Source organism: Actinopolymorpha singaporensis, from assembly GCF_900104745.1.
GTDB lineage: Bacteria > Actinomycetota > Actinomycetes > Propionibacteriales > Actinopolymorphaceae > Actinopolymorpha > Actinopolymorpha singaporensis.
Window position 1 is genome coordinate 3608739 of the sequence record NZ_LT629732.1, and the last position, 20295, is coordinate 3629033.

General features: G+C 69.2%; 5 protein-coding genes. 1 reads left to right on the forward strand and 4 read right to left on the reverse strand.

Annotated features, from left to right (window positions below; translation table 11 throughout):
* Positions 1 to 164: 164 nt before the first annotated feature.
* The gene (locus tag BLU27_RS16435; RefSeq protein WP_092654572.1) at positions 165 to 818 is read right to left on the reverse strand and encodes a response regulator; all 654 of its coding nucleotides are present in this window, start codon (positions 816 to 818) and stop codon (positions 165 to 167) included.
* 245 nt (positions 819 to 1063) lie between these two features.
* Between BLU27_RS16435 and BLU27_RS16440 the strand changes: the two genes are divergently transcribed.
* Positions 1064 to 2668, forward strand: a complete 1605-nt coding sequence (locus BLU27_RS16440) for a sensor histidine kinase (protein ID WP_172804967.1) — start codon at positions 1064 to 1066, stop codon at positions 2666 to 2668.
* 43 nt (positions 2669 to 2711) lie between these two features.
* Here BLU27_RS16440 and BLU27_RS16445 read toward each other — a convergent pair whose 3' ends face one another.
* From BLU27_RS16445 to BLU27_RS16455, 3 genes are read right to left on the reverse strand one after another with little or no spacing between them, the layout of a single operon-like run.
* Entirely contained in the window at positions 2712 to 3029 is a 318-nt protein-coding gene (locus BLU27_RS16445; protein ID WP_092654574.1) for a nucleotidyltransferase domain-containing protein, read from the reverse strand.
* A gap of 2 nt (positions 3030 to 3031) precedes the next feature.
* The gene (locus BLU27_RS16450) at positions 3032 to 12418 is read right to left on the reverse strand and encodes a Tc toxin subunit A-related protein (RefSeq protein WP_092654575.1); all 9387 of its coding nucleotides are present in this window, start codon (positions 12416 to 12418) and stop codon (positions 3032 to 3034) included.
* 4 nt (positions 12419 to 12422) lie between these two features.
* The gene (locus tag BLU27_RS16455) at positions 12423 to 20219 is read right to left on the reverse strand and encodes a SpvB/TcaC N-terminal domain-containing protein (protein WP_092654576.1); all 7797 of its coding nucleotides are present in this window, start codon (positions 20217 to 20219) and stop codon (positions 12423 to 12425) included.
* Between the last annotated feature and the right edge of the window lie 76 nt (positions 20220 to 20295).

A 20295-nucleotide genomic window follows, 5' to 3' on the forward strand; every position in this document is an offset into this window, starting at 1 on the left:
GGGCGGGGCGCTTCGTGGCGGATGGTCATGATGGCCTTCCTTCTGTGGGTCGTGAACCATGCACCAGAAGCATCTCGCCGCACCATGGGCCGGTACTGCGGGCAATGTCCCTTTCTGTCGTAGCCAAATGGCCCTGTCCCAAAGGCCCGTTTGGCACGGGCGGCTCAGCGGTCGTGCCCGGCGTTGCGACGGAGTTCGACGGCGAACACCGCGGCCTCCGTACGGCGCTCCATACCGAGCTTGCGCAGGATCGCGGAGACGTAGTTCTTCACTGTCTTCTCGGCGAGGAAGAGGTCCTTGGCGATCTGCTTGTTGGTCAGGCCGTCGGCCACGAGTTCGAGAATCTCGCGTTCTTTCTCGGTCAGCGTCGCGTACCTCGGGTCCTCCGGTGGCGGTTTGCGGAGCCGGTCGAGGACCGCCGCTGTGAGCGCGGGGTCGAGCATGGACCCGCCGGCGGCGACGTGGCGGATGGCGGCCAGGATCGCGTTGCTGTCTATCTGCTTGAGAAGATAGCCGGCCGCTCCGGCCATGATCGCGTCGAAGAGAGCCTGGTCGTCGGAGTACGACGTGAGCATCAGGCACGCCGGCGGCGGCTCGGTCGCAGCGCGGATCTCCCGGCAGACCTCCACGCCGTTGCCGTCCGGAAGGCGTACGTCGAGGATCGCGACGTGCGGGCGGAGGGCGGGTACGCGGGCGCGGGCCTGGGCCGCCGTACCGGCTTCCCCGACCACCTCGATGTCCGGCTCGTCGTGTAGCAACTCCCGGATGCCGCCTCGTACCACTTCGTGGTCGTCCACCACGAACACGCGAATCGTCATGGTCACAGCTTGGTGCATGAGCACGGTCCCGAGAAGGGCCGTCCGAGCAAGCCTCCGAACCGATGCCTGCGCCGGTCGCTGTGTCCGATCCGGCCAGGCTCGTAAAGACTGGCGCGACTTCATAGTCTTGGCGTGGGAGGAGAGCTATGACCCCCTGCGAGCATCAGGAAGATGCCGGTTGGCAGCCTTCCGTAACGTCACAACCACCGAACGAGTCCTCCGGCAAGCAGGTCGAAACCGAGCGCATGCTGCTGGACGCCGTCATGTCCGTGGCGAGCGGCGGCACTCTGGCCGCGGTCCTGGAACGCATCGTGCAGCGCGCCGTCGATCTCGTCGAAGCGCGATACGGAGCGCTCGGGGTGATCGGGCCGGATCGCACGCTCGTCGAGTTCCACCACGTCGGCATCGCCGACGACCTGCGGGACCGGATCGGGGACCTGCCCACTGGCAAGGGCATCCTGGGGCTCCTGATCGACGAGCCTCGGCCGATCCGGCTCCACCGCCTGAGCGACCATCCCGTCTCGTCGGGGTTCCCGCCGAACCATCCTCCGATGGCGTCGTTCCTCGGTGTGCCGATCCGGATACGTGACGAGGTCTACGGCAATCTCTACCTGACCGAGAAGAAGGACGGAGCGGAGTTCACGGCCAGGGACGAGGAGGTCGTCATAGCCCTGGCGGGCGCAGCAGGAATCGCCATCCAGAACGCCCGGCTGTACGCCGAGACCAGCCGGCGCGGCCGCTGGCTTGCCGCGTCGAGTGACGTCACCACAAGACTGCTCGACGGCGGCGAGTGGTTCGAGAGCCTGGACCTGATCGTCGAACGCGCCGGCGCCGTCGGCGAGAGCGACGTCGCGATGCTGGCTCTCCCGAAGGACAGCGGGGCCGAACTCGTGGTCCAGGCCGCCTACGGAAGAGTGGCACGGACACTGGTCGGCGCAACCCTGCCGGTCGCCGGTACCTGGATGGACACCGTCGTGAGCCGCGGCGAGGCCTCTCTTCGCCATGGTGACCTCGCCGAAGTCGGCTGGCCCGAGCGGGACCGGCCGAGTCCCGTCGAGAACGGGTCGGTGCTGGCGGTCCCGTTCACGATGGAGCGCCAGACGGTCGGCCTGCTCCTCCTGTGCCGTGCGGAAGGCCGTACGCCCTACGAGCCGGCGGACCTGGACATGGCCGGCAACTTCGCCGAGAAGGCCGGGCTGGCCCTGCACTACGTACGTGCACAGGACGAGCTTCGCCGGCTGGCGGTGCTGGAGGACCGCGACCGGATCGCGCGTGACCTGCACGACCAGGTGATCCAACGGATGTTCGCCATCGGTCTTGGACTACAGGGCGTCGCGCGCAGGTCGACCCGCCCGGACGTCATCGAACGCATCCAGCGTTACGTCGAGGACCTCGATGCCACCATCCGCGAGGTTCGCAAGGCGATCTTCTCCCTACAGGAGGTCGGTGGGCCACCGACGCTGCGGCGTCACCTGCTCGACATCACCAGCGAGCTCGCCGTCCCGTTGGGGTACGAACCGCGGGTCACCATGGACGGGCCGTTGGACACCGTGGTCCCGGAGTCGCTCTATTCCGACCTGCAGTCAGCGCTTCGAGAGGCGCTGACGAACGTCGCGCGGCACGCGCGCGCGACCGCGGTGGACGTGCGTGTCGTCGTCGACGTGCCCAGGCGCAGGCTCGAACTCCACGTCGAGGACAACGGGATCGGCATTCCCCGGGACCTGGCACGCAGAAGCGGCCTCGCCAACCTCGTCGACCGCGCGGAGAAGCTCGCAGGCTCCTGCCTGTTGGAACCGATGCCGGGCGGAGGCACGCACCTGCTGTGGTGGGTCCCGGTTCTTCGGGACTGACAGCCCCGGCTGCCTGCTGTCGCTCGTCGTTGGACGCCGGGGCTCAGGTCGCGGAGTACACCACCTTCCCCGACGTCGACACGCTGTGCAGGAACGAGTGCTGGACCTTTCCGTACTCCTCCATCTCCTCCGGGGTGTGGACGTGGATGTCGACGGGCACCAGACAGCCGGCCAGCAGGGGACGCAGGGCGTCCGCCCGACGTGAGGGCGGGAGGGGCGTGTCCACGACCACGCACAGGTCGAGGTCGCTGCGGGCGCCGGCCGTCCCCTTGGCGTAGGAGCCGAACACGATGACCTTCTCGGGCCGGATGCGCGCGACCACCCGCGCCACCAACGCGTCGATCTCTTCGGCGGTCAGCATCGTCAGGCCACCGTGTAGTTGACGACGAGGAACAACTCGTCGACGGCGTCCGGTGCCAGCGACCTGAAATCGGTGGCCCCGTCGGCCCTGAGCTTCAGCGTCCACGCCCCGAACGGCACCTCGCTGCCGGCCAGGTCCTTCGTGGCTCGGTGCAGTCCCATGTACGTCGGGTCCGGCGCCACTGTCAGCTCGTCGGCGGGCGTCGTTCCCAACGGGGACAGCTGCGCCTTGTAGGTCGCGTCGTCCTTCATGTGCGCGACCACTTCGAGCTTGACGGCCTTCTTCGTCGGGAACGCTCGGGTGAAGTACGGCAGGCGCTCGGCCAGGTCGTCGAGCATCAGTGCCTGGTCGTCGGCGGGGTTCGCCGGGTGCAGGAACCGGTAGAACTTGTCAGGGTACTCACGTCTGAGGTCGAGCACCCGGAACAGCCCGGTCCGGCTCTCGGCGAGCGCCAGCGCGTCGAGCTTCTTGTTGAACTCCTCGACCGCCTTCGCCCGCAGTGCTCCGCCGCCTTCGCGTGCGGTGTAGCCGATGTGCAGCACCGCGTCGGAGATCGTGTCGTAGTCGAACTGCGGAAGGTCCGCGTTGAGCTTCAGGTGCCACGAACTCACCGCGCCCGCGCCCTCGAACGGCAGGTAGCGCTCGTCGCGGAAGTTCAGCTCGAACAGGCCCGCGTCGTTGCGGCCCGTGCTGGTCGCGATCGACTGGATGCCGGCACGTTCGTCGACGAATCGCGGGTCGGGGGCGGCCGTGTCCCGGAGGTACTTGCCGCCCAGCAGTGTCGAGTCCTTGCGTACCGAGTTGCTGGTCATCGTCAGGGTGCACGCCACCGTGGTGTACGGCCCGGCCACCGCCGGGATCGACAACCCCACCGACTTGATGCGGCGGAAGTAGTGTCCTGGGTAGTCCATGTCGAACAGCGCTTCGGGCAGGTCGACGAAGCACTCGCCGTTGCGGCGCAGCTTCATCAGTGCGACCGGATCCAGCGCGCCGATCGAGACGTGTTTGGTGAGTTCGTACTCGCGCCGGTTCTGCTCCGAGTACGCCGTCTCCAGCCGTTGCAGGTCGTAGGCAAGCTTCTCGCCCGAAAGCAGCCCCTTCCTCAGGCTGTCCCAGTAGCCGAACCGGATGTAGGTGGAGTCGCTGAGCCCCAGCTCGTAGCGGAAGCAGCGCTCGGCGCGCTTCGCGAGGTCGTACGCGAGCTGGTAGCTCTGGAAGTACACCGTCGACAGCTGCGCAACCACCCAGTCGTACAGCTCCTTGTTGGTGAACTTGGAGTGCAGGAACTCGTCCTGGGCCTGGGCGTGCTCGATCTGCCTGTCGTGGTTGGCGAGCTCCTGCTCGGCGATGAGCCTCCGGATCTCGGCCGCCGCGATCTGCCTCTCACACTCCGCGATCTCCTTCTCCGCCTGCGACTTCTGGTGCTCCCAGTCCTGCGAGCGCCGGTCGAAGCTGCCGACGGTGGCCGCCATACCGGCGCCCATCGACAGCACGGACGCCACCCCCTTGAGCACCTCGGCCGCCTTGCCGGCCGAGTTGGAGATGTTCTTACCGCCGAACTTCAGCTTCACGGTCGGCGAAGCCCCGAAGCCGGCAGCACCCGCGTCGACATCGGGCACCAGGCTGATCGACGCGCTGAGTGTGTTCAGCACCGTGCCGGCCGTCTCGAGCGTCATCGCCGCGGTTGTCAGGCCGAGCCAGGCCTGCTCACCGGCGTTCCAGCCGTCGTCGATGAGCTTCTTGAAGTGGTCACGCCGATCCTCGACCACTGCCTTCGCCAGCTCCAGCCCGCTCCTGGTCGCCTCGGCCTCGCTCACCTGCTGGGTGCGGACGAGCCGCACCTGGTCCAGCATGATCTGCTCCTGACTCGAACGGAGGAGCCCGAGCGCCTCGGCGTCACGCTTCTCCAACGCGGCGAGCAGGGCGTTGCCCAGGGCCTCGACCTTCGCGCAGGTCTCCTTTGCCCGCTGCACGGTGTACTGGAACCGGTACACCGGCATCGCCGCGTTGACGTCGGCCAGGACGCTGCCGACGTCGAGCCCGGCCGCGGCCGCCCGCACCAGCGCGGCGGGGTCGATCGGCGGCTCGAACAACGCCAGCGACCGGAAGACGCCCTGCAGGTTGAGGGAGTTGCGGATCTTGTACATGCGGTCGGCGACCGTGTCCCACAACGTCAGCAGCTGGTCGTTGTGCGGGATGCCGAAGTACAGGACGTCCAACCGCGGCAGCTCCGGAGCCTCCTCGCCCAGCCCACCCGTCGACGGCACTGTCGGTGCCAGGTTCTCGACCTGCTTGAGCACGTTGCCGAACGGGTCGATGCCGTCCTGCTTCAGCTGGTAGAAGGTCTTGATCGGGTTCTCGTTCCGCCGCGGTACGCCGCGGGGCCGCGGGCCGAGGATCGAGTCGGCCAGAACGTACAGCTGCGCGGCCTCGTTGATGGTCTCGATCGTGTCCTGCCCGAACAGCTGGTCGCCCCATGCGATGAGCATCTGGAGATACTTGATCAGCACGTTCTTCTGGTACGCGACCGTGCGCATGCGCGCGATGAGATGCGGGTTGAACGGATGGTCACGCCACTCGTCGACCTGTGCCTTCAGCTCGGCGTCACCCTTGGCGATCGCCAGCAGCATGTTCTCGATCTTCTGCTTGTAGTAGTCGGCCTTGGTGGTCTCGTAGAACGGCTTGGTGATCCAGAACTTCTGCTGCGGTGTGTCCGGGTCGGCCGCGGCGGTGTCGGTGCTGGTGGGGTCGAAGATGTAGTGGAACCACTGCAGAGCCTCCTCGAAGCGCTGGTTGCTCGCCAGCTTGTTGGCGATGAGGAACGGCACGTGGAAGAACAGCTCCCAGTTGTACGGCGAGTATGCGCCCTTGTAGGAGAAGTCGACGTTCTCGACAGGTCTGTCCGCGGCAACGTTCGCGTCGTCGGGCACGTAGTCGGCGAAGTTGAACGGCGCCGGGCTGCCCGGGATGCTCGTCGGGTCCACCTGGATGCGGCGGTTGAGCACGCCACCCAGGCCCCAGATGTTGAGCTCCTTGGTGAAGAGGTCGACGAACGGGTGGTAGTGGACGAAGTACTGGAACGATGACGTCACCCGCTCGTGCCACGCAGCGGAGAAGTAGCTCCAGTCCTTGCGGTACACGAAGTCGACGAAGTACGTGTGCCGCGGGTCCCAGGTGAAGAAGCTACCCGTGACGGGAAACGCGGCCGCCTGCGAGTCGATGACCGTGAAGGTGTTGTCAGGAGCGACCTTGCCGAGCAGATGGATCGGGGCGGCGTTCTCGTTCGGCGTGAGCTGGTGCGGCTTTCCGCTCTCCTCGACCGAGCCGTAGTAGACGTACTGGTTGGCCGTCCTGTGGCTCAGCAGGTTGGCGCGGTACCAGCTCTCCGGACCGGCGATCAGGTGCTCGTAGCCGCCGGCGGTGCCCGCGGTGACCTGGCGCCCGAGCTTGTCGAACACCTGCGCCCCGATCGGCGCGTAGCTGCCGGTGCTGCCGAACATCCGCACCTGGACGTACGGCACCAGCCGGGTGCGGAACGAGATGCCGTCGACGCCGGACACGCTGGAGAACGGCACGGTGTGGAAGGAGTCCGACAGAACCTTCGGAGTCCACTTGCCCTTCTTGAGTTCGCTCCAGAACTGGCGTACCTCCCAGTACTTGTACGGCGCCTGCACTGTCGAGGTGGAGTTCTGTGACGGCGTTGGCACTGAGCTCGGCGCGATGGCCTTCTCCAGGAGCTGCGGCCACAGCAGGCTCAGCCGGTGGTTGTGCACGGCGGCCACCAGGTGGTTTCCGGTGATGTCGAGCGGAACGGCCTCCCACGCCGTCCACCGCGCGTTGTTGATCCGCCTGCGGTAGAAGTACTCCGGGCCGGTGCTGCTGCGGGTGCGCCCGAAGACGTGCAGCACGTTCTCGTCCTGGGAGAGCGGCTCGTCGAACATCGCGCGGATCTCGAGGTTGGCTACCTTGTCCAGTTTCTCGAGGTAGTTTCGGTACGCGTCCTCGGCGGTCTCCAGGGTGACGTCCTGCTGCATCAGCTCCTGTTCGAGCTCGACGAAGAACGGCGACTTCTCGTCCCGCAACTCCGGCTCGATCCAGTTCTCGGGGTAGAGGAAGACCTTGCGGTTGGCCTCCCACACCCGGTACCGCTTCATCCACGCCCACTGCTTCCACTTCGGGTCGAGGTCGGTCTTGGCGAGGATGTCCTTCTCCAGGTTGAGCAGGCAGCGCTGCACGAACAGCTGCGTCGACGACGCCGCCTGCTTGATGCGCGATGTCAGCATCGGAGAGTTCATCTCGACGTCGATGAGGTACGCGCTGTAGAGCCCGTTGGCGTCCGCCCAGCCGTGGCCGGCTGCCTGGTCCGGGTGGGTGACGAGGTAGCTGACCATCGCGTCACGCTTCTTCTCCCGGAAGACGTCCTGCACCGGGCCGATCACCTGCTGCCACTGCGGCAGGTCGTACTTCGCCTTCATCGCCTGCTTGAGGCCCTCGGCGATGAGCGGGGTCGGTTCCGGCTTCGCCCAGTCCAGCGCCCGGGTCGCCTGCACGCCGAGTTTGCGCAACGCCTGCGCAGCGTCGGTCAGCCGCACGAGATTGTCCGGCCGGCGCAGCCGGTCCTTGACCACGTCGAAGGCGGCCGAGGTGTCGAGCCAGTGGAACGCGGTCGCGAGCGCGGTGAGATCGGCCGGGTCGACGGCGGTCAACCGGGCGAGGCCGGCCAGGTCGTCGGCGGACGGGTGAGCGGGATCGAGCACGCCGTCGGCGAACTCCAGTGCGGTCAGGTCGGACACCGGCAGCTTCTTCCGCCACGCGAGGAAGCGCACCAGTGCGACCCACTTCGCGATCGGCACGGACGTGGTGGTGTCGATCGGCAGATTTCCCGGCTCCGGCCAGCCCAGTCCGGTGGCGTGGCCGGGCGCGAGCCACCACAGCACGTCGCTCGCCGTCATGCCGAGACGCTCCATCAGCAACGTGTCCTTGTGGAGCAACCGCAGGCCCTTGAACGCCTCGGGGAAGTCGGCCTCCTTCAACGCGTAGCGGTAGCTTCCGTCGGGCAGGTGCTCGATCAGCCGCGTGTCGGTGAGCGTGCGCAGCAGCGACACCGTGCCGCTCGGCACGTGCAGTGTGTCGAGCAGGGCAGTGGCGCTGGGTACGTCGACGTCGAGTGCGCCGGCCACCTGCTGATGCACGTAGGCGTCGGTCTGGGTCCGCAGCAGCATGCCCTCCAGGACCGGAGCGACGTAGGCGAAGCGGGCGTCGACGGCGGTCTGCTTGTCGGCCGGGGAGAGTCCTGCCGGGAGCGGTGCGAGCTTGGCCTTCGCCGTCGGCAGGTCGAGCAGACCCGCGAACAGCGTGTCGATCAGCGCGTCGTGGGCTGCAGGCGTGCCCACCCACGTGCCGTCGATGAGCGCCAGGGCCGCGGTCTGGTCGGCATCCTTGCGCAGCGCAGGCGCCAGGCCGATCTTGCTGGTCACGTAGGCCTGCGCCGTCTCCTCGTCCTTGCGGCGCACGTCGTCGCTGATGCGCTGCAGACCGTCGCGCAGGACCTGCAGCACGGTCACGATCGCCTTGTCCTCCAGGGCGACACCGGAGTTGGCCGTGAACCGGTGGGCGAGCAGGTAGTCCAGCTCGACCACCGTGAAGCCGGACGCGCCTACCGTGTCGGCGAGTTCGAGAAATGCCCGCGTGGCCGCGGGGGAGGCGAAGGGATCTTGTCCCCACAGCCGCTTCAGCCGCAGGAACCCGTCGACCTTGAGCTCGCAGGCTCCGGCGAGCACGACGATCCGGTGCAGCTTGCTCAGTACCTCGAGGGTCAGCGGGCTGGTGAGGGCGAGCCCGAGGTCGGCCAGGACGAGCGCCAGGTCCTCCTCGCGGATCCGGAACGCCGCCAGCAGGCCGGGCACGAAGTCGGCCACGGTGCCGGTCAGCCCTGCCGGGTCGGCGGGGAACGGCGCGACGGCGTCGACCAGCCGGTTGCGGAACAGGCGGGCGTACAGCGTCTGCACCGGGGGAGCGCCTTCTAGCCCGTGGTCGAGATCGACGACGGTGTCGATGTTCGCGTAGAAGGAGGCGAGCACGCGCCAGTCCAGCCCGGTCCGGGTGCGCAGCCGGGTCAGCTGGGACAGGTCGCCCAGCGCGGCGTCGGTGATCTGCTTGTCGATGGTGCCGGGATCCGGGTCGGCGTCGGGCAGCAGGAGATCGAGTTCCCACATGGTCAGGTCCGGGATCTGTCGCCACAACCGCAGGAACCGGTGCGCCCGGTCGAGCACCGCCTGCGTGAGGTTGGTGACGGTGAACGTCGACAGATCGCAGGAATTGGTGTTGGTGTCGGTGGTCTCGATGCCGAGGCTGCGCTCGGGATTGACGTAGCGGGTGTCGATCAGCTGCAGCAGTTCGGTGTAGCTGATCGCCGCGCGGTTGAGCAGCACGGGCACGTGGCTGAGCACGTCGATCCAGCCGCCGGTCAGGTTGGCCGTGGTGTCGGCCGGGTTGTCGGGACTGGGAACGTCGTTGCCCGTCTCGGCGAGACCCCAGTAGTCCCACGACTGCTTGCCGGTGAGGGTGCCCGTGAGGATCCTCTGCTCGATCCCGGTGAGGCCGAGCCAGGCCGCGTCGATCTGCCGGTCGGTCGGTGAGAGGGTCACGTCGTCGCTCGCGCGCTGCTGGAACAGCTCGAAGAACCGCGGCTGCGGAACACCGAGCCGGTCGAGGTAGGTGCGGCTCTGCAGATGCCACAGGTCGAACGGCAGATCCAGCGGGAAGACCTGCGTTCGCAGCAGGTCGTAGGCGCTGTCGTTCGTGTACTCGGGATTGGCTCGCAGCTCGGCCGCGGACAGGAACGTCTGCCTGGTCCGGCGCAGTGTGAGGTCCGGCCCGGTCCTGGTGATCGTGTACGCCCGCTGGCCGTCGCGTACGACCCAGGCGCCACGGCTGTCCGGCGCGTACACGCGCGCGTTGTCGTCGATCGGGATGGACGCGGCCCGCAGGCCGGTCAGTACCGAGGGCCTGATGGGGCCTTCGAGCAGGTCGGGCTCGAGCGCGGCGTTCAGCACGATCTGCGCGGGCGGGGCGATCGCGTCCTCGAGCACCTCGTTGACCAGGTCGATGTAGGGCAGCGGAGTCGTGGTGTTCTCGCAGCTCAGCTCGATCTCGCCGAGGTCGGGGCGGCGTTCGAGCAGGACGTCCTGAATCGTCTTACCGGCATGGATGCCGGTGCCCTGAGTGCCGCGGGCGCCGAGGAAGCGCATCGCATCGACGAAGTACGCCGCCGGGCTGTAGACCGAGCGGCAGTCCGCGCATTCGCAGTAGTCCAGCGTTCCGAAGAGCGTGCGCAGGCTGGGCAGAGCCTCGACCTTGGCCTTGTCGAGTGAGGGCAGGACGAAGTTCGGCACGCCGAACGGCTGCAGGCCGATCACGTTCGCGTTCAGGTCGGCGAACATCGCCAGGCTCAGGGCGTACGCGTTCTCGGCCTTGCGGTACAGCTGCTTGGCCTCGAGGCTGTTGATGCTGCTGCCCTTGAGCGCGGTGAGCAGCTGGCCCTGACCGAGGAAGTAGATGTCCTGCGCGGAGTCCAGGTTGTTGTGCATCAGGGCGGTGACCGACTCGAACTTCGGAGTCAGCTTGAACAACCGCTGCACGGGCTGCAGGCTCGCCACCATGGCGTCGGGATCGGCGATGTCCGCGGTCGACTCGGGGTGCTCGGTCAGGTAGTGGTCGATGCGGAACCGGTCGAGCTGGAACCCGGGGTTGGCGTCCAGAAACGTGACGATGTCGGACTTCGACCCGATCGGAGGCGCCTCCGATCGCTGCAGCTTGGCGCTGAAGGCTGTCGTGGCGTAGGCGCGCTCGAACTGCTGGGACAGGATCGTGCTGAACGTCGCCGCTTGCTCCTCCGGGGTGTTGCCGTCGACGTTCGCCGGCGTGCCGACGACCGTGCCGTCGGCACGGGGTGTCGTCAGGAACGTCTGCCAGGCGGCCTCGTCCAGCCTCGCGAAGTCCCGCGGGCCGCTCACCTCGCCGGAGTCCAGCATCTTGACCATCGCGTCGACCAGCGGGACGTGGTTGCGGGTGAGTGCGCCCACCCGGAAGGTCTGCCTGACCCGCTTGGCGACGTCGGGCGCAAGCACCTGGTTCTCCTCGATCTCCTTCCAGAACGTGTCGAGGGGACCCGAGTGGGCGGCGAAGGCACTGAGGAACTCTGTGCGCTGCCGCGGATCGATCTCCGGCGTCAGCGTCAGCATCTGCCCGACGGTTCCCTTGCCGCCGCCCAGGGTGACGTCGGCGGTGTAGACGACCCGAAGGCCCTCCAGCGCGCCGAGGACGCCGTCGATCGCGGGCGCCAGGCGCGCAGGAACGTAGTTGAGTTCGATCGCTCCGGTCAGCAGGGACTTCTGGATGTCCGTGGTGAGAGCAGCTATGCCGCGTACGAGCTTCTCCTCGAGCAGCGCTCGCCGGTCGGGGTGTTGCATGTCGGGCAGCAGGGCGTCGTAGAAGATCGACGGCTGTCCCTGACGCAGGAAGGCGAAGAACGCCTCGGCCGGGATGTCCGCGCGGTTCTGGCCCGCCTGCTCGTGCGCGACCTTCGCGGCAAGCCGGTAGCAGGCCGACCACACCGCGATGGTGAGCCGGGCGGTGCCGGTCTCGGTGGCGAGGAAGGAGACGTCCTGGAAGTCGTCGTCCTCGCGCAGGTCGGTGGGAGGCACGTCGTCGAGCAGCGGGAGCAGGTCGGTGTTCAGCGCCTCCCACTCCGAGGGCCCGACGTAGGCCCTGCCCTGCAGGGTGACGTCGAGCCGCAGATCCTCGGGCGCGTCGAAGGAGATGCCCGACGTGTGCCGCAGCGCGCCGTCGACCCCGAACACCTTGACGACGACGTCGGCCCAGCCCTTGTCGGCCTTCGCGAACTGGTCCTGGGTGTAGAAGATCTCGTACTGCCCGTCGCGCAGCCTCGCCGAGCCGAGCTTCTGCTCGTTGCGCAGGTCGCGGTCGAAAGCCGTGACCGTGCCCTCGCGCAGGAGGTCGCCGAACTCGTCGCGCACCGTTCCGTACACCCGTCGTCGGCCGTCGGTCGGCTCCGGCTCCACCGGGCCCGGCGACGGCGTGACGTCCACCTGCAGATCGATGCGGACCTCGCTGTTCTCGATCGCCACGGACTGACTCCGTCCGAGCAGTCGATCGTCGAGCAGCACCTCGACGTAGACCAGCGGCAGCAGGTCCCTCTCGTGGGCGAACTTCGTCGCGTAGACACCCCTCGCGTTGGTGGTCGCCTCGGCGACCGCGCGGTCGGGCTGCTCCGGCAGGGCGGCGAAGGTGCGCACCAGGGCGCGGGGCAGGGATTGGCCCTGTGCGTCCGTGATCCGGCCGCGAACCGGAATGCTGAGGAGTGGCATCGGATCACCTTTCGAGGTGGTCGTTGACCGGACTGGTGGGGGACGTGCTGCCGAGGGTGTCCGGCGGCGGAGAACTTGCTTCGGCGGCGTCGAGTCGCGCCTGGGAGGTCGCCGAGTCGTTGAACAGATTGGTGAGCCAGTTGAACCCGGTGGCGGTGGTGAGGCCGAACCCGTGCACGAGCCACGACCCCGCGTAGGCGGCCATCGGTGTGCCACCGGTGCTCACGGTCTTGACGAGTGTGAACGGAGCCCAGGCGCGGAACAGGATCCCCAGGCGCCCGCCGTACGTCGCTCGCAGGAACTCACCCTTGGCGATCGGATTGGTTTCGATGCCGCGCGCGACGATCTGGGCCCAGGTCCTGGCGCGCACCGTGGTCTGGCCCAGCTCGTAGGTACTGCGCTGCAGGGCACTCATCTGCCGCCACTCGGCGAGCGCGACCTCGCCGACCGGTGCCGGATTGAGGCCGGGGCCGGGCCGCATCAGCGCGCGCGCACCGCCGACGCCCAGCGAGATGACGCCCTCGGTCAGGCCGCCGATCATGGCGCCGGTGCGCATGCCCTCGCGACCGTTGACCGCGTAGCCGACCGCCCCACCGATGGCGCTGCCGGGCGAGCTGGCGACCAGCGCCGCGTCGGTCAGGGCACCTTGCCACCGGGCATCCTGCTCGGCGGTGGTGTAGCCGGCGTAGGAGGCGGTGAGCAGGGCGGCTCCGCCGACGGCCGCCACCGTGCCGGCACCGATCGCCATCCCGGCGGCGAACATCACCAACGCCCCGCCGCCGGTGGCGACGGTGAGGAGGCCCAGCGCGACGATGCCGAGGCCGAGCAGCAGCACGCGGCCGCCGCGGTCCCAGAAGGTCCGCTCGCGCGGAGGGCCCCCGCCGGAGCCGGTGCCTTCGGTCCCCGTGCCCCCGCCGGGGTTCGACTCGGTACCACGACCGCCCGCGGTCCCGGTGGCGCTGCCCGTCGACGATCCACCGGGCGGGCCTTCGGTGCGGGTGCCCGTCGAGCTGCCGGTGGTCGAACCCCCGTCGGTCTGCTGGGTGCCCGTGGTGGCGGTATCCGTCGGCGTTCCGGAGGCGCTTCCGCCATCGGCCGGCACGGCGTCCGGCCGGGCCGTCGGGTCGCCCGTGCTGCCGTCGACCCCGCCGGTGACGCCCGGCGGACCGGAGCCGTCACCGGCCGGGGCGATCGGCTCCAGGTGGCTCTCGTCGATGATCCAGCCGTGGGAGGTCAGGTGCATCCTGTCGATGACGAAGCGCTGCCCGCGGAACTCCTCACGCAGCCGCGAGGTGTAGACGCGTTCGAGATAGGCCTGGGCCTCGGCCTTGTTCTCGGGTCGGAGCAGCCGCGCGGTCGCGGGTGAGACGTGCACGACGGAGTGGGGGTCGGCGGACTGGGTGCCGGTCGGGTCCGCGAGCATCGTCGGGTTGTTGCGGCAGTAGGACCAGCGGTTGGGGCCGTCGGCGAACCCGGCCGGGTCGGCCGCGGTCCACCGGCCGAGCCACGGCGCGTAGTACCGCGCTCCCATGCAGTCCAGCCCGGTCTCGTCGTCGCGTTCGTTACCGGCGAAGCGGTACCGCTGGGGGTGAACGCCCGGGGCGACCTTGGCGTTGCGGAAGGTCGTCGTGCCGTACGGCGCGTACTCCTGGTAGCTCAGCACCGCACCGTCGGCGTCGGTCTCCAGCACGGAGGACCCGACCGCGTCGGTGTACCGGTAGCGCAACAGCGGCACGTTCAGCGGCACGGCGGGCTCGGCGTTCGTGGAGTCCACCGTCTTGACGTCGAACTGGGCGACCGGCCCGGCGTCGTCGGCCAGGTTCACGGTGTGACGTTCCAGATGTGGTGCCGCCGCACCCGTCCGTTCGCGGTAGACCTCCAGCGGCCCCAGGTAGAGCCAGTCCTGCCGGGTCCCGTCCTGCCGGACGATCGTCTTGCGGACCCGCGCGCCCCCGGAGTCGTACTGGTAGTACGCCGTACCCCCGGTGCCGAGGTCCACCTCGCGCAGCCGGTCGAAGGCGTTCCACGTCAGGTGCGCCAGGTGTGGCATCCGGGTGAGGTGGCCGTCGCCGTCGTAGTCGTACGTGGCGCTGTACGGGCCCGCGGCCGGGTCGGCAGGCAGGCTGGTTGCCGCGAGCCGGTTCGTGCGGTCGGTGGCGTCCTCCTGGTAGGCGTACCGGTAGCGGCGGGTCCAGCCGTTGCCGATGCCCGGCTGCGTCGCGAAGCGGTGGCGCAGCTCCGTGAGGTTCCCGAGCAGGTCGTAGTCGTACTCCTCGGTCCAGGTGCGCACCGCAGCGGCGTCGTTCTCGAACGGCAACTGAGGCGTCATCGGCAGGTCGCGGGCGTCGCGGGTCGTGTCGTTCACGCCGCCGGCCAGCTCACGACCACTGGCGCGGACCAGTTGGTAGAGCGCGTCGTACGCGTAGCGCCGGTCGGGCCTGACGACCGCGTTGCGGAAGAAGTGGGTCTGCTGGGCGTCGTCGGCGACCTCCACCACGTTGCCGACCGCGTCGTAGGTGTAGTGCAGACGCGCCAGCGCCTGCGTGACGGGGGCGCCTGCCTTCGCGGCCAGCAGGTCGGTGAGCCGGAAGGTGGCCGGGTCGTAGGTGTAGGTGAGTACGACGTCGTTGCCGTACGTCGCGGTCTGGCGCCGGCCCTTCGCGTCGTAGGTCTGGGCGACGAGAACGTCGCCGAACGCGCCCGTGCCGCCGGGCTGCACCTCCATTCGCGCCAGGAAGTTGGCCTCGTCGTACGTCGGCCGGCTCCTTGTGCCGTCGGGGAGCGTGACGAGCCGCGGACGGCTCAGCGCGTCGTAGGTCGTGGTGACAGTCCACACCTGCGGGTCGAGCTCGGCCGCCGCTGCGGTGAGGATCGCGGGATAGTTCGCCGCCGTCGCCGCGGCCTTCCAGTCCGGGTCGGTCGTGACGTCGGCGAGCAGCAACCGGTCCGTGGTCAACGGGTTGCCGTGCAGGTCGAGGTCGTCGACCCGGGTCAGGCCGCCGGCGTCGAAGATCAGGTGGGCGGCGCCGAGCAGGTTGTGCCGGGCGGCGTCGGGCGCTCGGTCGCCGTAGACGAGGAACGTGCACTGCACCTCGGCCCGGCCGGGCTCGGTGAAGTACGTGCCGACCGGCCGGTGCAGGGCGTCGTACGCGGTGCGCCAGGTGCGGCCCGTGTCGTCCCAGGCGCGGACGACCGCGCCGAGAACGTCGACGAACGTCCAGCGCGAGCCGGTCTCGGCGTCCTCGACGTAGACCGGCTGGCCGAGCATGCCGACGAAGCCGCTGGAGATCCGGCGCTGCAGCTGGTCGTACACCGCGAACACGCGGCCGGTCAGGTCGCTCTCGGATCGCATCGAGGTGGTGACTCCGCCGCCGTGGTCGGAGACGGCGTAGGCAGGCCGGCCGAGGTTGTCGACGTAGGTGGTCGACGGTGTGCCGGCGTGCTGCGCGCTCAGCCAGGCGGCCCGGCGTTGCGGGTCGGCCGGTTCGGCGGCGGTGGGGTCGGGGCTGCCGCGCTCGGCGTACCAGTCGGCGTCCAGCACGGTGTCCGCGGCGTCCCAGTCGCGCCGGCGCCACGGCCCGAACTCGGTCCGGGAGAGGGTGCCGTCGGGATGACGGGTGCTGGTGTTGCGGCCCACCGGGTCGTAGAAGGCGATCGCGGTGACCCCGATGGCCCGAGCCGCCTCTTCGTTCTCGTAGTCGGCGGTGGGGCTGAAGAACGGCTCGTACTGCTTGACCGGGTTGCCCTTGTTGTTGAGCACGGTCCGTCCGGTGGCGACCCAGCGGGGATCGGCCGTGACGTAGGCGGCCGGCTCGAACGGGGTGTTGTCCGGCCCGACCTGGCGGACCGGCCCGGGCGGTGCCTGCGTCTTGGCCATCGCGACGCCGCCACTGCCGTTGGAGTAGACGTAGCTCTCCTGCCAGCGCGGATTCTCTGGACCGTGCTGCTCGCGGGTGCGTACGTGAGCACGGTTCGGCAGCTGTGAGTCCCGCCAGCGGAAGAGCTCGTAGTCCATCTGCGCGGTGGGCTCGTCGAGGGTGTCACCGGACGGCGCGGCTTCCTTGCCGAGCACGGCCGACCGCACGACGAAGCCGAGCGCGTCGAAGGCGACGGCGGTGCGGTTGCCGTTCGGGTCGGTGACCTCCTGGGCGCTGAGCACCCGGTAGTCGTTGACCGCAGACACCACCTGCCAGGGGGCGGACGGCACGCTGGTCTGCGTGACCAGCAGGGCGTAGTCGTCCAGGGTCGTGACGGTCTCGAGCCCGAGCGCGTCGCGCGCGCCGGTGGGGAGATAGAAGCGGGCGGCCGGATCCGCGGAGTAGGTCATCGTCCCGGAGGGCAACCACCAGTTGGCGTCGCCGAGGTGCACGTAGCCGGCAGCGGTGAAGTCGTCGTCGCTCACGGCGCCCGCGTACTGGGCGGTCACCGTGCCGGGAGTGAAGGCGAGGCGGTAGGTCTCGTGGTCCAGGCCCAGTGAGTCGCGTTGCCCGAGCGGGAGGGGATCGAGCTGGTCGTCGCGGAAGAGGGTGCGCACGGCGGTCAGCAGGCGCCGCTCGGGGTCGGTCCCGCCGGCGGTGTCCTCGTAGCCGATCGGTGCGGTGGTAGCGAGCTTGGCGTCGAGCTCGTCGACCGTGAACCGGGTCGCCGCCGGGGCGATCCCGGTGACCTCGAACCCGCGGGTCTCGTAGGGCGCCCGCAGCCGGTAGGCGGGAACGGGGCCGACGCGGTCGACGTCCGGCGTGTAGTCGGTCTCGCCGTACTGGATGCGGAGCCGCTGCTGCTCGCGGGTGACCTCGACGGGCAGGTCCGGGTCCGCGGTCGTACGGCCGTAGACCACCGACGCCGAGCGCAGCACGTTGCCGTAGGGGCCGACCTCCAGCTCGAGCTTGTGCGTGACGCGCTCGTCGGTGGCGTCGCGGTCCACGTGCCGGGTCAGCGTCTCGCGCAGGTGCGCCGCGAACACGCCGTGCCGATCGGCGCCCGTCGGCGTCTTCGTACGCGGTTGCAGCCGCCGCACCTCGTGGCCGTACTCGACCACGCTGTAGGGGACGTCCTCCTCCGGCGAGCCGTCGTAGCTGTACACCTCCTGCCGCAGTGGTCGTCCGCGCAGCGCGCGCAGGCATTCGCGCGTCTCCGCCTCGGTCATTCCCGCCGGCAACAGTGGTTCGGGTGTGTCGGACGCCCCGCCGTAGTACTCCTCCCGCAGCTGATGCAGGATCGCCTCGCGCTCGAGGTAGGCGCCGGTGTGGAACCACGTGCGCGTCGTCACCGGCGCCTGGTACACCTCTGGTGCGAGATCTTGACCGGCGTCCTCGTGAAGTGTGCCGGCGACGTAGTCCTCGAACGCCTCGGTGTCCTGCTGGGTGACGCGCGCGAAGCCGCGGAACTCGCGCTCCTCGCTGTCGAAGTAGCCGTGCGCATAGGAGTACTTCGAGGTGAACCGGGTGCGGCTGACCAGGTCCACCTGCTCGGTCCGGGCGACGACGTGGACCGGGAACGGCAGGCGTGTCGCCCAGTCGTGGCCCGCCCGCCGGTCTTCCACGAGGAACCTGGTGGACGGGGCGTAGCCTACCCTCGTGCGGGCGCCGAGGTTGTTGACCGTCTCCACCAGCAGGTGCGGCTTGCCGTCGCGCATCAGCTCGACGTAGCGGATCGGGCTCGGGGCGTCGACGGCAGCGGGCGACGACCAGACCAGGCAGGCGGTGCCGGTGCCGAGCAGGTCGACGACCTGCACCGTGCACCGGTCGTCCAGGTGCGGCAGGTCGGGCAGCCACTGCGGGGCGCTCCAACCGTTGCCCGCCTCGTTCGACCACAGCCGCACGCCCGAGCCGTCGAGGTAGATCAGGTCGACGCATCCGGAGCCGTCGACATCGGCGAGGCGGAGCCGGCGCGGGTCGAACTGCCCTCCGAACCGCGGGGCGGCGTCCATGACGATCCGCGCCCCGAAGCGGCCGTATCCCAGGTTCGGCCAGTAGCACACCTCGCCGTCACGCACCCGGATCACGTCCATCAGACCGTCGCCGCTCATGTCGGCGAGCGAGACGACCTGCTCGCGGTCGGCGCTGACAAGCCGCGGGCTGCGTTCGTCCTCGAAGCGCTGCAGGGTGCGCTGCGCGGCGCCGTATCCCTCCGCGCCGAGCGAGGGGTACCAGGTGAAGATGTTGTCGTCGGTGAGCAGGAGGTCGGCCCGGCCGTCGCCCGTGAGGTCGATCTGGAGCAGCCGAGGGTCGGTCCAGTCGATGGTCGGCAGCGAGTGGAACGGCACGAAGTTCCGCCAGTCGCGGTCGGCGGTGCGTGCGGTGTAGCCGGCGGGTTCCCCCGCGAGCTGCACGAGGTCGAGCCGTCCTTCACCCGTGACGTCGAGCAGTTGCTGCCGGCCCGAGTGCAGCGACGCCTGGCTGGGCTGAGTGGCGAGGGGCTGCAGCGGGCCGAGCTGTCCGCCGCCGAGGTTGGGCTTGTAGTACCAGCCGCCGGCCTGCTCGGTGAGCACACCGGCAAGCCCGTCGCCGTCGAGGTCGGCCCACCGGTGCAGCAGGTCGTCGACGCCCGTCGGCAGGTTGGCGCGGCTCTCCTCGTCGAGTTCGCGGACGGTCGTGCCGAGCACCGCCTCGCTGTAGGTGAGCTCGAGCGCCGGGTACTCGGCGCCGGTGTAGCCGGCGCCGGCACGGACGTACCCGCGCTGGGTGAGTTTGTCGACGAAGGCCCCCAGCGGCGCGCCGAGGCGAACGTCGTCGGGTGCGCCGCGGTTGCTGCGGTACGACAGGTCGAGCGAGCGGACCAGCGTGTCCGGCCCCACCCCCGGCTCGGGGAAGTGGTGGAACATCAGCACGCGCTGACAGAGACGGTAGGTGCGAACCTCGAAGCCGGGGCGGTACGTGGAGAAGGGGTCGTTCCGGCACAACCAGTCGCCCTGATCGTCGGGTGTGGGCGCGGTGGCGGAGTGTTCGCCGTAGTCGAGGACGACCTGGAGGAGGAAGTCAGCTTCCTCCACCTGGACCGGAGTCAGGTCGACCGGGCGGCGCCCCTCGGCGTCGAGCAGCGGCACACGGTTGCCGTAGCGGACGTCCTTGAGGTAGCGGTTGGCGACGCGCTGGGCGTGGGTTCGGCCCGTTTCGTGTGGGGCGTGGACGTCGACGCCCTCGGCGTCCTCCTGCTTGTACCTGTAGAGCACGGCGTTGCCGCGGTCGTCGCGAGTCTCGCTCAAGAGCCACGAGTGGACGCGGCGGGCGTCCGCGGGATCGGCGATACGGGCCTCGGCGGTGCGGCCGTACACCGCGAGCACGTTCTCTGCCGACAGCGTGCGCCAGTGCACGTCACCGTCCGCGGTCGAGGTCCAGCGTTCGATGCGGGCGTAGTCGGACTCGATCCGCGGGCGGTAGCGCGCGACGGAGAAACCGGGGACGCTCACGGTGTCGACGACGGGTTCACCGTCCGCGCCCGTCATGGGCACCAGGTCCTCGCTCCCGGAGAGCAGGAAGACGTCGGACTCCTCCGCGTCGCGATACTGCGGCAGGCCCTGCTCGGTCTTGCGACTGATGGTGGCGACCGGCATCCGCCAGCCGAACCCGAACGGTCCGTTGCCCGCGCCTGAGTCGTACCCGAGGACGAGGTGGGGCCCGAAGCCGGCACGTCCCTGGCTGGTCGGAACCGGGATGGTCAGGCTGCCCGAGCCCGTGACCGGGTCGGCGCCGAACTTCTCGCCGATGCCGCGGATCGCACCCCCGCCCTGGGGCAGGGAGATGGGGGAGGGCGGCGGCGTTGTCGGGCTCGAGGTGCCTGACTGCCGGTGTTGTGACTCCATACCGCCCCCCGTTCGGCTACGCCATGACGGAAGTAATACACCTTCGGCAGAGGGGGCAATGAGACTTTTGGATCAT